Raw genomic sequence first — 12,832 nt, forward strand, 5'->3', positions numbered from 1 at the left:
GGTGCAAGGGGGTGGGGGCTGGCAAATCAGCGAGGCAGCAGCAGAATGCGCTGCGCGATCCCTTCCAGCTTGCCTTCGTCCACGACCGCTGCGGCATTGTTCCAGCCCAGCGTCAGCACCCAGTCGCGCCCGGCTTTGTCGGTGAGCAACCACGTGAGGTTCATCACGCCAGGCTCGCTGCCGCCCTTGAAACCGATATAGCGCCAATTTGCCTTGATCGCCGCCGTGGCCGAGGGGCTGATCGCCATGATCTCGAACACCTTGGGATCGGCAGTGCGGCGCATGTAGGCGAGCAGCTTGGCGAGATCGGCGGGCGAGGCGAACCATTCGATGTCGAGCGCCTTGGGCCCATTGGCAAAGGCGGCGTTGACCGCGTCGAGAGATGGCTCTTCCTCCGCCGCTTGCACAAGCGCGATCATTGCCTGTTTCGCAGGGTCACCGCTACGCCAATCAGCAAGGGTCTGCGCATCGCTGGCCTTGAGGATGAACAGCTGTCTGGTCGTCAGGAAGGGATCATTCGCGTCCGGATCGGCGTGGCCGCTGTCTGTCATCAGCCTGAGGATACGCTCCTTGCCCAGCACCTTGATCAGCTGGTCGGTGGCGGTGTTGTCGCTGATCGCGATCATCAGACTGGCGAGGGTGTGGAGCGTCACCGGCGCACCCTCGGGCCAGTCCTGCAACTGTCCGCTGGGGTAGCTCTTTTCGGTGAGGGCCACGACGTCGCTCCACTTGCGACGGCCTGCCTTCACATCCTCAGCCAGCGCGGCGAGGACATAGAGCTTGAAGGTTGATCCCAGTGCGAGCGGTCGGTCCGCCCCCATGCTGATGAGCGGAGTGCCGTCCCCAAGCGGGCCGAACCATGCGTTGACGCTGCCCGGCAGCGCGGCGAGATCGGCGGCGATCTTCGCAGGGCTGTCATCCGCGATGGCGAGCGAATCCACGCTTGTGAAACGTAGCTCGTTCACGCGGTTGCTATCCGCCGGGTCGATCGCAATGCCCCCCTTCGCCAGCCCGCGCTCGAAGCGGATTTCGAGAGCGGCCCGCGTGCCGTCTCTCGGGGCCAGCAGCGCGACCTCGGTCGCCGGACCAAACTGCGCCACAAGGCTCGCGCTCAGGGTCACGATCTGGGCATCGGCAACGGCCGCACGAAAGCCTGCGGTGAAGATTTCGGCGGGATCGGCCTTCCCGTTGAGCAGGGCCACGACCTGATCGGCGCGCATTTCAAGCGGCGTCTGCTCGGCGGCGGCCGCGGCCGCGGCGGGCGGCTCGACCTGCGCCGCGAGGGGCGCTGCGGTCAGGGCCAGCGCTCCTGAAGCCAGCATTGCAAGGACATGGCGCATCTCGGTTCTCTCCCACCTGTGGCTGCCCGCCAAAGCTGCCACGGAATTTCCCCACATGCCAGCGCTCCCCGACAATGGACATGCCTGCGAGCGCGCGGCAGGGATACGGCATGGGATGGGATGTTCTTCGCAAGGCAGAATGGCTCGGCGCGGATCGGGCGCGCGGCTATCTGGTGCTGCTGGCGCTGGTCCAAGCGGCGACGCTGGCGTTCCTCTTGCTGACCGCCAATAACGGGATCGACCGCAACGGCTTTCTGATCGGCACGGATTTCATCAGCTTCTGGACATCGGGGCGGATGCTGGTGGCGGGTGCGAATGTCTATGACACGCTCGCCCATGTTGCCGCGCAGCGCGAATTCTACACGCTGCCGGGCGAATATACCGCGTTCTTTTACCCGCCGAGCTTTCTGCCCTTTGTCTGGCCGCTCGGGTTCCTGCCCTATTTCCCGGCGCTGGCGGTGTGGTTGACGCTGACAGGCGCGGCTTTTCTCGCAGCGGTGCGGGCGTGGTTCGCGGCGCTCGGGCTCAAGGGCCCGGCGTTGGTGCTGATCGCGGCCTTCCCGCCGGTGATCGTGACGCTGACCCACGGGCAGACCGCGTTTCTGGTGGCGGCGCTGCTCGGCGGCGGATTGTTGCTGGTGCGCAAGCGGCCTTGGCTGGCGGGCGTGCTGATCGGGTTGGCAACGATCAAGCCGCAACTCGGCCTGTTGGTGCCGGTGGCGCTGCTGGCGAGTGGGCAGTGGCGCACGATTGCGGGCGCGGGCGGGGCGACGTTGGGTCTGGCGGCTATCTCGGCGCTCGCTTTTGGGCCGCAAGTGTGGGCGGATTGGCTGGCGATCACGCAGACCGCCAGTAGCGCCACCGACAGCGGGACCATCGGCTTTGCCAAGATGGTGAGCCTGTTTGCGGGCCTCCGCCTGATCGGCGTCCCAAGCGGCCTTTCAATGGCGCTACAGGTCGGCGTCGCGCTGGCTGCGGCAGCGATGGTGGCAGCGGCGTGCTGGCGGCGCGGCTTCACGCTCGGCATGGGCGCGCTTGTGCTGGCAGGCGCACCGCTCGCCACGCCTTTCGTGCTGGATTACGACATGGTGCTGACCGCATTCCCGCTCGCCTACCTGTTCGCGCGCGGGCGGGCCGAGGGATTTGCTGATTGGGAGCGGATCACGATCGCCGCCACCTTCGCCGCCGTCGCCTTGGCCCGTCCCTTGGCGATCACGGTTGGCGTGCCGATCATGCCGCCGCTGCTGATCGCGTTGTTCGTGCTGGTGTGGCGCAGGGTGCGGGCCGAGGCCGTCTTCGCCTAAATCACGCGTCGATCAGATCGCGGTCAATCTCGCCCGCGCGGTTCTGGATGAAGTTGAAGCGATGTTCGGGGTTGCGGCCCATCAGCTCGTCCACCAGACGCGCCACACCCGCCCGGTCCTCGAACTCCTGCGGCAAGGTGATGCGGATCAGCCCGCGCGTTTCGGGCGCCATGGTGGTTTCGCGCAACTGCTGCGGGTTCATTTCGCCAAGGCCCTTGAAGCGGGCGACTTCGACCTTCTTGCCCTTGAACACCGTGGCTTCGAGCTCCGCACGGGCAGCCTCGTCACGGGCGTAGCGGCTCTCCTTGCCTGCGGTCAGACGATAAAGCGGGGGCTGGGCGAGGAACAGGTGCCCGCGCTTCACGATATCGGGCATTTCCTGGAAGAAGAACGTCATCAGCAGCGTGGCGATATGCGCACCGTCCACGTCCGCATCGGTCATGATGATCACGCGGTCGTAACGCAGATTGTCGGCGTTGCAGTCCTTGCGGGTGCCGCAGCCCAATGCCAGCGCAAGATCGGCGATTTCGGAATTGGCGCGGATCTTGTCGGCGGTGGCGCTGGCGACGTTGAGGATCTTGCCGCGGATCGGCAGGATTGCCTGGCTCTTGCGGTCACGCGCCTGCTTGGCGCTGCCGCCCGCAGAGTCGCCTTCGACGATGAACAATTCGGTCTCGCGCCCGCCTTCGCCCGAACAATCGGTGAGCTTGCCGGGCAGGCGCAACTTCTTGGCGTTGGTGGCCGTCTTGCGCTTGATCTCGCGCTCCTGCTTGCGCTTCAGGCGCTCATCCATCCGCTCCATCACCTCGCCGAGCAGCGCTTTCCCGCGCTCCATATTGTCGGTGAGGAAGTGGTCGAAGTGGTCGCGCACCGCGTTCTCGACCAGCCTTGCGGCCTCGGGCGAGGTGAGGCGGTCCTTGGTCTGCGACTGGAACTGCGGATCGCGGATGAAGACCGAGAGCATCACTTCGGCGCCGGTCATCACATCGTCGGCGGTGATATCCTTGGCCTTCTTCTGGCCCACCAACTCGCCGAAAGCCCGAAGGCCGCGAGTCAACGCAGTGCGCAGGCCCTGCTCGTGCGTGCCGCCATCCGGCGTTGGCACGGTGTTGCAATACCAGCTCGTCGCGCCGTCGGAATAGAGCGGCCAGGCAATCGCCCATTCGGCGCGGCCTTGCCCGAGCCCGTCCACCATCGGGAATTCCTGCAAGCCGGTGAAGGGCTGGGCAGTCACACATTCCCGCGTGCCGACCTGTTCAGCGAGATGATCCGCAAGCCCGCCGGGGAACTTGAACACGGCCTCGGCTGGGACATCCTCGCTCGCCAATGCGGCTGCGCATTTCCAGCGGATTTCGACGCCCGCGAACAGATAGGCCTTCGACCGGGCCAGCTTGAACAACCGCTTGGGATTGAACTTGCGGTCGCCGAAGATCTCCTCGTCCGGGACGAAGCTGACCGTAGTGCCGCGCCGGTTTGGCGTCGCGCCGAGCGTCTGCAACGGGCCCTGCGTGACCCCGCGCGAGAATTCCTGCGCGTAAAGCTGCTTGTCCCGCGCGACCTCGACCCGGGTGTGCGCCGACAGCGCGTTGACCACGCTGATGCCGACACCGTGCAAGCCGCCGCTGGTGGCATAGGCCTTGCCCGAAAACTTGCCGCCCGAATGGAGCGTCGAAAGGATCACCTCCAAGGTCGACTTGCCGGGAAACTTGGGGTGCTCATCAACCGGCATCCCGCGCCCGTTATCGGCGATGGTCAGGCGGTTGCCTTCGTCCAGACGCACTTCGATCCGGGTCGCGTGGCCGGCGACAGCCTCGTCCATCGAATTGTCGAGCACTTCGGCGGCGAGGTGATGGAAGGCGCGGTCATCCGTGCCGCCGATATACATGCCGGGGCGGCGGCGGACCGGCTCCAGCCCTTCGAGCACCTCGATCGCGGAGGCGTTGTAATCGCCGCTGGAGGTTGGGGTATTGGCAAAGAGATCGTCGGGGGTGGTATCGGCCATGCGCGGGTTATAGGCCCTCTGCGCGCAGCCTCACAAGCCACCCCCCGTGGTTTTACTCACTTGCCGAAGCCGGTGGGGGCAGGGTCCACCGGAGTGACTTCGCCGCCCTTGACCTCGCGCACTTCGAGCGCGCGTTCGATCACGCCGTTGCGGGCAAAGCGGAAGGCACCGTCGACCCCCAGAAAACCGCCCTTGTCGTAGAGCTCGGCCTTGGGGAAGGGCGTGCCGACCTTCCAGTCGCGCGCCACGCGCAAGGTCAGCAGCACCGCGTCATAGCCCAGGGTCGCCGCTCGGTAAGGCTGCGTGCCGAAGCGGGCGGCGTAGCTGTCAGCAAAACGCTTGTAGCGCTGGTCCGAGACGGCAGCGAACAGCGCGCCTTCCAGCGCCGGGGCACGGGCGAGAGCGGCATCACCGCTCCACAGTTCCGTACCGAGGATGCGCGCCCGGGTGCGCACACCACGCTGCAATTCGCCCGCCGCATCGATCCCGAGCCGGGCGCTGTCGGCGACAAGCACGGTGTCATAACCGCCCGCCGCCCGCAGTCTCGCTGCCGCGCTGACGATCGAGGTATTGCCGCGCGCATAGCCTTCCCTGCGCACCAGCGTTCCGCCATAATCGCGCAGCGCATTCTCCAAGGCCGAGAAGGCGCGCGCGCCATAATCGCCCTCGGGCACGAGCACGGCAAAGCGCGCCGCGCCGCGCGCGCGGGCGAAGGCGACCGTGCGGCGGATCGATTGTTCCGGCATGTGGCCGATCACGAAGACATCCGGCCCGGCAACCGCAGCGTCATTGGCAAAGGCGATCACCGGCACACCGGCGGGGCGTGCGGCGGCTTGAACGGCGGGAACGGCGTCGGCGGTCAGCGGGCCGAGGATCAGCTTGTTCCCGTCCGCGATGGCTTTGCGCGCCGCGGTCGCCACGCCTTCGGAGGTGTCATAGGTGGTGATGCGCAGGTTATCGGCGGTGGTATCGAGCAGCGCCATCGTGGTGGCATTGGCGATCGCCTGCCCGACCGGGGCGGTGTCGCCGCTCATCGGCACCAGCAGCGCGATGCGGTGGCGGCCGGTATCGGTGGGGAGCGCGGTCGCCGAAGGCTCGGGCGCGGGGGCAGGCGGCGGGGCCGTGGCCACGTCGGTCTTGGGGATCACCTGACAGCCCGCCGCAAGCATCGCCGCTCCTGCCAGAGCGACATTGCGCCCGCGCAGGCGCCGCGCCGCATCCATCAACCAACCGGCCCAATCCGGTGTGTTCCAAAGCTTCATTCTTGCCGACCCCTCAGTCGTGCTCCATGGACAGATCGATGACCGTGGAGCTGCCATCCATTCCCGCAAACATGCCCGAGCCCGGGCTGTATATCGTTGCCACCCCCATTGGCAATCTTGGCGACATCACCCTGCGCGCGCTTGGTGTGTTGCAAGGGGCCGCGATGATTGCCTGCGAGGATACGCGGGTGACAGGCAAGCTGTTGAAACATTTCGGGATCAAGGGGCGGCTGCAGCGGCTCGACGATCACGCCTCGCCCGAAACCCGCACGTGGATCATCGACGAAGCGAGGCGTATGCCGGTTGCGCTGGTGAGCGATGCGGGCACCCCGCTGATTTCCGATCCGGGCTATCGCCTCGTGCGCGAGGCGCGCGCGGCGGGCGTCAATGTCGTGAGCATCCCCGGCGCATGCGCGGCGGTTTCGGCTCTGTCGATTGCCGGACTGCCGAGCGACCGCTTCCTGTTTGCCGGCTTCCTGCCGGTCAAGGACAAGGCCCGCAGCGAGGTCTTGGCAGGGCTGGCCGATGTCGCCGCGACGCTGGTCTTCTACGAAACCGCCCCCCGGCTCGAACGAACCTTGTGCGCCATTGCCGAGCTGTGGCCTGACCGTGAGGTGGCGGTGGCGCGCGAACTTACCAAGCTGCACGAGGAATGCCGCAGCGGCACCGCCGCGAGCCTCGCCGCGCATTACGCCGCGCACCCGCCCAAAGGTGAGATCGTGCTGCTGATCGGCCCGCCGACTGATGCCGAAGCGCCGGTGCTTGATGCCGATGCCATGCTCAAGACGGCGCTCGTGGACGCCGGGCCGGGCAAGGCCGCCGGGATCGTCGCCAAGGCCACCGGCATCGACCGGGCGACGCTTTATGCCCGCGCGCTGGAATTGAAGGGCGAATGAGCGAGAGCCGCAGTCCCGAAAGCCGCCGCGACGCTGATCAGCGTGGCCGCGAAGGCGAAGCCGAGGCAGCGATGTATCTCGCGCAGGCCGGATGGCGCGTGGTCGCTGAGCGGGTCAAGACCAAGGCGGGTGAGATCGACCTGATCGCCCGCCGCAGCGGCCTTGTCGCCTTCGTCGAAGTCAAATGGCGCGCGCGCAGTGTCGCCCTTGCCGACGCCATCGACGAACGCCGTCTCAAGCGCGTCGCCGCGGCGGTCGAATGCGTGTGGCAGGACTACGCGACCAATGGCGAGGACATCCGCATCGACGTCATCCTGCTTGCGCCCGGCCGCAAGCCCACCCACATCGAAAATGCCTGGATGCCGTTCGGCTGATCCCTCGGAGTGAATTCATGACATTGCGCATAGCCGTCCAGATGGACCCCATCGACCAGATCAATATCGCGGGCGACAGTTCCTTTGCGCTGATGCTCGCCGCCCAGGCGCGGGGGTATTCGCTCTTCGAATATCACGTGGAAAGCCTGACACTGGACGAGGATGACCGCCTGTTCGCCCATGCCTTCCCGGTGACGGTGCAGCGGGTGGTGGGCGACCATTTCACGCGCGGCGATCAGGTGCGGCTCGACCTTGGCAAAGATGTCGATGTGGTGCTGATGCGGCAGGACCCGCCGTTCCATATGGGCTACATCACCGCCACCCATATGCTGGAGCGGATCGGCGCAGAGACGCTGGTGGTCAACGATCCCGCCAATGTCCGCAACTCGCCCGAGAAGGTGATGGTGCTCAACTACCGCCGCTTCATGCCGCCGACGCTGGTAACCCGCAGCGTGGACGAGGTGCGCCGCTTCATGGCCAAGCACGGCGCGATCGTAGTGAAGCCGATCCACGGCAATGGCGGCAAGGCGATATTCCGCATTGGCGAGAATGGCGAGAACCTCACCGCGCTGTTCGAGGTGTTCAACCAGACCTGGCCCGAACCGCACATGGTGCAGCCCTTCCTCCCCGAGGTCGCGCAGGGCGACAAGCGGATCGTGCTGATTGATGGCGAGGTAGCGGGCGCGATCAACCGCGTGCCGGGCGAGGGCGAGTTCCGTTCCAACCTCGCCATGGGCGGATCGGCGCAGCAAACGGAACTGACCGAGCGCGAACAGGAAATCTGCGCGGCGCTCGGCCCGGATCTGAAACGCTTGGGCCTCACCTTTGTTGGCATCGACGTGATCGGCGGGCAATGGCTGACTGAGATCAATGTCACCTCGCCCACGGGCATTGTCGCGATTGACCGGTTCAACAACACTGATACGGCGGGCATGATCTGGGACGCCATCGAACGCCGGCTTGCCGAGCGTGCCGCTGCTGCCTGATTGCCCCTGCTAGACGAGAGATCGAGACCCGATGACCGCTTTCCTTCTCGAACTGCTCAACAAGGGCGGCTACCTCGGCATCTTCCTGCTGATGGCGGCCGAGAACATCTTTCCGCCGATCCCGTCCGAGGTGATCATGGGCGGCGCCGGGGTGCTGGTCGCCAAGGGTGAGATGACCTTCTGGACCGTGTGGATCGTCGCCACATTCGGCACGGTGGTCGGCAACCTGTTCTGGTACTGGATCGGGGTGCGCTGGAGCGAGGAGCAGTTGAAGCGCATCATCGACCGCTGGGGCCGCTGGCTGACCTTCGAGTGGGACGAATTCACCAAGGCGCGCAACATCTTCCGCAAATATGGCGATGGGATCGTCTTCGTTCTGCGCTTCTCGCCGATCCTGCGCACCATCGTCTCGCTGCCGGCGGGTCTGGCGCATATGAAACTGTGGCGCTTCTGCCTGTTCACCTTTCTGGGGTCGGGCATCTGGAATGCTGTCTTGATCTTCGGCGGGCGCGCGGCAGCGCCGTTGATCGAACGGTTCGAGAAGCTGGCGGGTTACGGCGTGGTCGCCATGGTGCTCGCCGGGGTGCTGTTCTATGTCTACCGCGTGGTGACGTGGAAGCCGGTCAAGGCCCACGAAAATCAGGACTAACTGCGATCCGCCCGCGGGTGAGCATTGCGATAATTTTCAAGCAGGCTGGCCGCATCGACGCGGGTATAGATCTGCGTTGACCCGAGCGATGCGTGGCCGAGCAATGCCTGCAAACTTCTGAGGTCAGCCCCGGCGCTGAGCAGGTGCGTGGCGAAGGAATGGCGCAGCGCGTGCGGTGTCGCGGTCTCAGGCAGGCCGAGCGCGCGGCGCGCCTGCGCCATCACCCGCTGCACCATCGCAGGCGAGAGCGGCCCGCCCTTGGCGCCGCGAAACAACGGTTCTGCCGGGGTGAGCGGCCATTTGCACAGCCGGACATAGTCCGCGACCGCCGCGCGGGTGATCGGCAGGATCGGCACCACCCGCTGCTTGCCGCCCTTGCCGGTGATGTGCAGCACATCGCCCAGCATCGCATCGCGCCCGGTCAGCGACAGCGCCTCGGCAATCCGCAGTCCTGATCCATACATCAGCAGCAGCACCGCCCGGTCGCGCGCGCCGATCCAATCGTCGGCGGCGAGCGTGTCGACCAGTTCGGTGAGATTGACCGCTTCGTCCGGGGTGACGGGGCGGGGGAGGCCCTTTTTGATCCGTGGCCCACGCAGACGGGGTGCGGCGGGCTCGGGATCGCCGCTTTGCTGACGGGCAAAAGCGATGAAGGCTTTGAGCGCGGACAGTTCGCGCGCCGTGCTGGCATTGCCCAACCCCTCGGCCCGGCGTGCGGCGAGGTGGGCACGCAAGTCATGCGCCTCGGTCCGGGCGACCGCGGCCCAGTCCTCCAGCCCGCCTGCGACCACCAACCGCTCGGCAGCGGCGACATAGGCGCGCACCGTGTGGGGTGAGCGGCGGCGGTTATCGGCAAGGTGCGCGCGCCATTCTTCGATCAGCGCGCCCCTGTTCATGCTGCGACCAGCGTATCGGCGACCAGCTCGGCAAGCAGCGCATCCAGCAGACCACGGCCGGGCGGCGTCACTCCCATGCGCGACCCGTCCAACCATACCAGCCCGAGTGTTTGTAGCCGAGCAAGCGCGGCCTCATCAATCAAACCCGCCCGAGGCAAGCCGAAGCGGGTCGATAGCGCCGCAAGGTCAATCCCCTCGGTCAAGCGCAACCCCATCAGCAGCGCCTCGGCAGCCTGTTCCGACACTGCCAAGGCGCGCGCTTCGGCGATGCCATTGCCCTGCCGCGCGACAGCGGAGAGGAAGTTCTCGGGCTTCTTGTGCCGTACCGTCGCCACACCCCCGCGCCGCCCATGCGCGCCGGGACCGATCCCGGCGTAATCCTGATAACGCCAATATGCGAGGTTATGGCGGCTCTGCTCACCTGAGCGAGCGTGGTTGCTGGTCTCGTAGGCGGCAAGCCCCGCCGCATCGGTCAGCGTCTGCGTGATGTCGAACAGTTCGGCTGCTTCATCGTCGTCAAGCGGCACCAACCGCCCGCGCCGGACATCGCTGGCAAACCGGGTGCCCGGCTCGATTGTGAGCTGGTAGAGCGACAGGTGTCCTGTGCCGAAACCCAGCGCGCGGGTCAGGCGGTCGTGCCACAACTCGGGCGTATGGCCGGGCAGGGCGTAGATGAGATCGAAGCTCACGCGCTCGAAATGGGCCTGTGCTGTTTCGAGGGCCTCCAGCGCCTCCGTGGCCCCATGCAGCCGCCCCAGAAACTTGAGCTCGGCATCATCCAGCGACTGTACGCCCAGCGACACGCGGTTGATCCCGGCTGCGGCCAGCGCGGCGAAGTTGGCGGTCTCGACCGAAGAGGGATTGGCCTCCAGCGTGATCTCAATGCCGTCAGCAAAGCCCCACAGGCGCTCGGCCTCCGCCAGCAGCGCGGCGACCAGCGCAGGCGGCATCAGCGAAGGCGTTCCGCCGCCGAAGAAGATCGACGTCAGCGGCTCTCCGCCAGCCAGCTCGGCCTCGGCACGCATGTCGGCCAGCAAGGCGGACTGCCACGCTGCCACATCCACACTTTCGCGGACATGCGAGTTGAAATCGCAATAGGGGCATTTCTTGGCGCAGAACGGCCAGTGAATATAAAGCGCGCGGGCCACGGTTGGAATTTTCAGCCCCGCTTAATCACTGGCGGATAGATCGAAATCATGCGGAGTTCCTGTCTCGTGTCCATCATTGCCCGTGCCTTTGGCCTTGCGCTGGTTATGACAGCCGCGCCCGTGCAGCCGCAAGCCTTTCACTATCCTTCGCCCGCCGAGCGCGATTTTCTCACCGCGCACAATCTGGCCCGCGTCGATGCTGGCGCTACGCCCTTGGTGTGGAGCGAGCAACTCGAACGTGACGCGCAGGATTGGGCCGAACACCTTGCCGCCAGTGATCGCTACGATCACGCCCCACCCGAAAGACGCAAAGGGCAGGGCGAGAACCTGTGGCGCGGTCCGCGCGATCGGTGGTCGCCCTGGGAAATGGTCGGCTTCTTCGTCGAAGAGAAACGCCATTTCCGTGAGGGTGAGTTCCCCAACGTCTCGCGCACCGGCCAGTGGAGCGATGTCGGGCATTACACGCAGGTGATCTGGCCGCAGACCCGCGAGGTGGGTTGTGCCATTGCTCGCACGCGCACGGACGAAGTGCTGGTGTGCCGCTATTGGCCTGCGGGGAATGTCTGGGGTGCGCGGGTGGAAACTTCAGGCCGGCCCTCGCGGCGCTGACGCATCAGCCGAATTGTTCGGCGACGAGTTTGGCAAAGGCGTCCGCGCGGTGGCTGATCGCGTGCTTTTCCTCCGGCGCGATTTCTGCGAAGGTCTGTGTTCGGCCGACCGGCACGAACACCGGGTCATAGCCAAAGCCAAGCAGCCCGCGCGGCGGCCATGTCAGAGCGCCATCGCAGCGGCCTTCGTAAATCGCATATTCGCCATCCGGCCATGCCAGAGCGAGCACGCAGTGGAACGCGGCCGAGCGGTCCACGTCGGCGCCCTTTTCCGCGAGCATCCCTTCGACCTTGCCCATCGCCATGTACCAATCGCGGCCCGGAGTGCCTTCGAACCATTGTCGTGCGGCCCAGTCGGCGGTGTAGACGCCGGGGCGACCATCGAGCGCAGCGACACTGAGCCCGCTATCGTCCGCCAGCGCTGCAAGCCCCGAAGCCTCCGCCGCAGCGCGCGCCTTGAGCAGCGCGTTCTGGGCGAAGGTGGTGCCGGTCTCGTCCGGCTCGGGCAGACCGAGCGACCCGGCGGACAGGCATTTGACCCCATAGGGATCGAGCAGCGCCGAAATCTCCTTCAGCTTGCCCGCATTATGCGTGGCAATCACCAGAGACCCGGAGCCGAGGCGGCGCGTCATTTTACCGCGTCCAACTGCGCGGCAAAGATGCGGTCGCAGCCGATGCGGGCGAGTCGCAGCAGGCGCAGGAGCGCCTCCTCGTCATAGGTCGCACCTTCGGCGGTCGCCTGGACTTCAGCGATCTTGCCGCCCGACAGCAGCACGAAATTGCCATCCGCCTCGGCGTTCGAATCCTCGTCATAGTCCAAGTCGAGCACCGGGGTGCCCTTGAAGATGCCGCAGGAAATACCCGCGACCTGCGCCGAGATCGGATCATGCTTGATATCGCCCGATGCCATCAGCCCGTTGATGGCGAGCCGCAGTGCAATCCACGCGCCCGAGATCGCAGCGGTGCGCGTGCCGCCATCAGCCTGGATCACGTCGCAATCGAGCGTGATCTGCCGTTCGCCGAGCTTTTGCAGGTCGACCACTGCGCGCAAACTGCGCCCGATCAACCGCTGGATTTCCTGCGTGCGGCCCGACTGCTTGCCCTTGGCCGCTTCGCGTGCGCCGCGAGTGTGCGTGGCGCGCGGGAGCATCGAGTACTCGCCCGTCACCCAGCCTTCACCCTTGCCGCGCAGCCACGGCGGCACGCCGCGTTCGACGCTGGCGGTGCAGAGCACCTTGGTGTCGCCGAAGCCGATCAGCACCGAGCCTTCCGCGTGGCGGGTGAAGCCGGTTTCGATCGTGATGGCGCGCATTTCATCGGGCGCGCGTCCTGAAGGGCGCATGGGTGTTCCTTTGCTGTTTCGCGGG

13 protein-coding genes are annotated in these 12,832 nt (G+C 66.1%); 6 read left to right on the forward strand and 7 right to left on the reverse strand.

What is annotated here, in order from left to right; genetic code table 11:
• Positions 1 to 26 precede the first annotated feature (26 nt).
• Complete coding sequence (locus tag GVM20_RS15405) at positions 27 to 1,340, reverse strand: serine hydrolase (RefSeq protein ID WP_166548079.1); 1,314 nt, start codon at positions 1,338 to 1,340, stop codon at positions 27 to 29.
• Between the two features lie 110 nt (positions 1,341 to 1,450).
• Here GVM20_RS15405 and GVM20_RS15410 point away from each other — a divergent pair, with 110 nt between their 5' ends.
• Positions 1,451 to 2,644 (forward strand): glycosyltransferase family 87 protein, encoded by a 1,194-nt coding sequence (locus GVM20_RS15410; protein WP_166548080.1) that lies wholly within the window; start codon positions 1,451 to 1,453, stop codon positions 2,642 to 2,644.
• Between the two features lies 1 nt (position 2,645).
• On the opposite strand, the gene parE is transcribed toward GVM20_RS15410, so the two are convergent.
• Both parE and GVM20_RS15420 read right to left on the reverse strand, forming a co-directional pair.
• Positions 2,646 to 4,646 (reverse strand): DNA topoisomerase IV subunit B, encoded by a 2,001-nt coding sequence (parE, locus tag GVM20_RS15415; protein WP_166548081.1) that lies wholly within the window; start codon positions 4,644 to 4,646, stop codon positions 2,646 to 2,648.
• Positions 4,647 to 4,702: 56 nt separating this feature from the next.
• Positions 4,703 to 5,908: a penicillin-binding protein activator gene (locus tag GVM20_RS15420; protein WP_234032058.1), complete on the reverse strand. Its 1,206-nt coding sequence runs from the start codon at positions 5,906 to 5,908 to the stop codon at positions 4,703 to 4,705.
• Between the two features lie 26 nt (positions 5,909 to 5,934).
• Between GVM20_RS15420 and rsmI the strand changes: the two genes are divergently transcribed.
• The 4 genes from rsmI to GVM20_RS15440 are packed head-to-tail and all read left to right on the forward strand — an operon-like array spanning position 5,935 to position 8,813.
• Positions 5,935 to 6,804, forward strand: coding sequence for a 16S rRNA (cytidine(1402)-2'-O)-methyltransferase (gene rsmI / locus GVM20_RS15425; RefSeq protein ID WP_234032059.1), 870 nt, complete (start codon positions 5,935 to 5,937; stop codon positions 6,802 to 6,804).
• Positions 6,801 to 7,178: a YraN family protein gene (locus GVM20_RS15430; RefSeq protein WP_166548082.1), complete on the forward strand. Its 378-nt coding sequence runs from the start codon at positions 6,801 to 6,803 to the stop codon at positions 7,176 to 7,178. Before rsmI ends, GVM20_RS15430 begins: the two co-directional genes overlap by 4 nt.
• A 17-nt stretch (positions 7,179 to 7,195) precedes the next feature.
• Positions 7,196 to 8,164, forward strand: coding sequence for a glutathione synthase (gshB, locus tag GVM20_RS15435; protein WP_166548083.1), 969 nt, complete (start codon positions 7,196 to 7,198; stop codon positions 8,162 to 8,164).
• 31 nt (positions 8,165 to 8,195) lie between these two features.
• On the forward strand, positions 8,196 to 8,813 hold the full coding sequence (locus GVM20_RS15440) for a DedA family protein (RefSeq protein WP_166548084.1): 618 nt from the start codon (positions 8,196 to 8,198) through the stop codon (positions 8,811 to 8,813).
• On the opposite strand, the gene GVM20_RS15445 is transcribed toward GVM20_RS15440, so the two are convergent.
• Both GVM20_RS15445 and hemW read right to left on the reverse strand, forming a co-directional pair.
• The gene (locus GVM20_RS15445) at positions 8,810 to 9,709 is read right to left on the reverse strand and encodes a tyrosine recombinase XerC (RefSeq protein ID WP_166548085.1); all 900 of its coding nucleotides are present in this window, start codon (positions 9,707 to 9,709) and stop codon (positions 8,810 to 8,812) included. The genes GVM20_RS15440 and GVM20_RS15445 overlap by 4 nt on opposite strands.
• Positions 9,706 to 10,857, reverse strand: a complete 1,152-nt coding sequence (hemW, locus tag GVM20_RS15450; protein WP_166548086.1) for a radical SAM family heme chaperone HemW — start codon at positions 10,855 to 10,857, stop codon at positions 9,706 to 9,708. The genes GVM20_RS15445 and hemW overlap by 4 nt, the downstream gene beginning before the upstream one ends.
• Positions 10,858 to 10,962: 105 nt before the next feature.
• Between hemW and GVM20_RS15455 the strand changes: the two genes are divergently transcribed.
• Entirely contained in the window at positions 10,963 to 11,466 is a 504-nt protein-coding gene (locus GVM20_RS15455) for a CAP domain-containing protein (protein WP_234032060.1), read from the forward strand.
• Positions 11,467 to 11,470: 4 nt separating this feature from the next.
• On the opposite strand, the gene rdgB is transcribed toward GVM20_RS15455, so the two are convergent.
• Positions 11,471 to 12,097, reverse strand: coding sequence for an RdgB/HAM1 family non-canonical purine NTP pyrophosphatase (gene rdgB / locus GVM20_RS15460; protein WP_166548088.1), 627 nt, complete (start codon positions 12,095 to 12,097; stop codon positions 11,471 to 11,473).
• A complete protein-coding gene (gene rph, locus GVM20_RS15465) occupies positions 12,094 to 12,807 on the reverse strand; it encodes a ribonuclease PH (protein WP_101794512.1) in 714 nt (237 codons plus the stop codon). The genes rdgB and rph overlap by 4 nt, the downstream gene beginning before the upstream one ends.
• Positions 12,808 to 12,832 lie beyond the last annotated feature (25 nt).

The organism is Porphyrobacter sp. SLTP, from assembly GCF_009905735.1.
In the GTDB taxonomy this organism is placed as follows: Bacteria; Pseudomonadota; Alphaproteobacteria; order Sphingomonadales; family Sphingomonadaceae; genus Erythrobacter.

Bases quoted from the DNA above. Each gene is read 5' to 3' on its own strand.
- parE (WP_166548081.1), bottom strand. From the start codon at position 4,646: ATGGCCGATACCACCCCCGACGATCTCTTTGCCAATACCCCAACCTCC.
- rph (WP_101794512.1), bottom strand. From the start codon at position 12,807: ATGCGCCCTTCAGGACGCGCGCCCGATGAAATGCGCGCCATCACGATC.
- GVM20_RS15445 (WP_166548085.1), bottom strand. From the start codon at position 9,709: ATGAACAGGGGCGCGCTGATCGAAGAATGGCGCGCGCACCTTGCCGAT.
- rsmI (WP_234032059.1), top strand. From the start codon at position 5,935: ATGGACAGATCGATGACCGTGGAGCTGCCATCCATTCCCGCAAACATG.
- GVM20_RS15455 (WP_234032060.1), top strand. From the start codon at position 10,963: ATGACAGCCGCGCCCGTGCAGCCGCAAGCCTTTCACTATCCTTCGCCC.
- GVM20_RS15440 (WP_166548084.1), top strand. From the start codon at position 8,196: ATGACCGCTTTCCTTCTCGAACTGCTCAACAAGGGCGGCTACCTCGGC.
- gshB (WP_166548083.1), top strand. From the start codon at position 7,196: ATGACATTGCGCATAGCCGTCCAGATGGACCCCATCGACCAGATCAAT.
- GVM20_RS15410 (WP_166548080.1), top strand. From the start codon at position 1,451: ATGGGATGGGATGTTCTTCGCAAGGCAGAATGGCTCGGCGCGGATCGG.
- GVM20_RS15405 (WP_166548079.1), bottom strand. From the start codon at position 1,340: ATGCGCCATGTCCTTGCAATGCTGGCTTCAGGAGCGCTGGCCCTGACC.
- GVM20_RS15430 (WP_166548082.1), top strand. From the start codon at position 6,801: ATGAGCGAGAGCCGCAGTCCCGAAAGCCGCCGCGACGCTGATCAGCGT.
- GVM20_RS15420 (WP_234032058.1), bottom strand. From the start codon at position 5,908: ATGAAGCTTTGGAACACACCGGATTGGGCCGGTTGGTTGATGGATGCG.
- rdgB (WP_166548088.1), bottom strand. From the start codon at position 12,097: ATGACGCGCCGCCTCGGCTCCGGGTCTCTGGTGATTGCCACGCATAAT.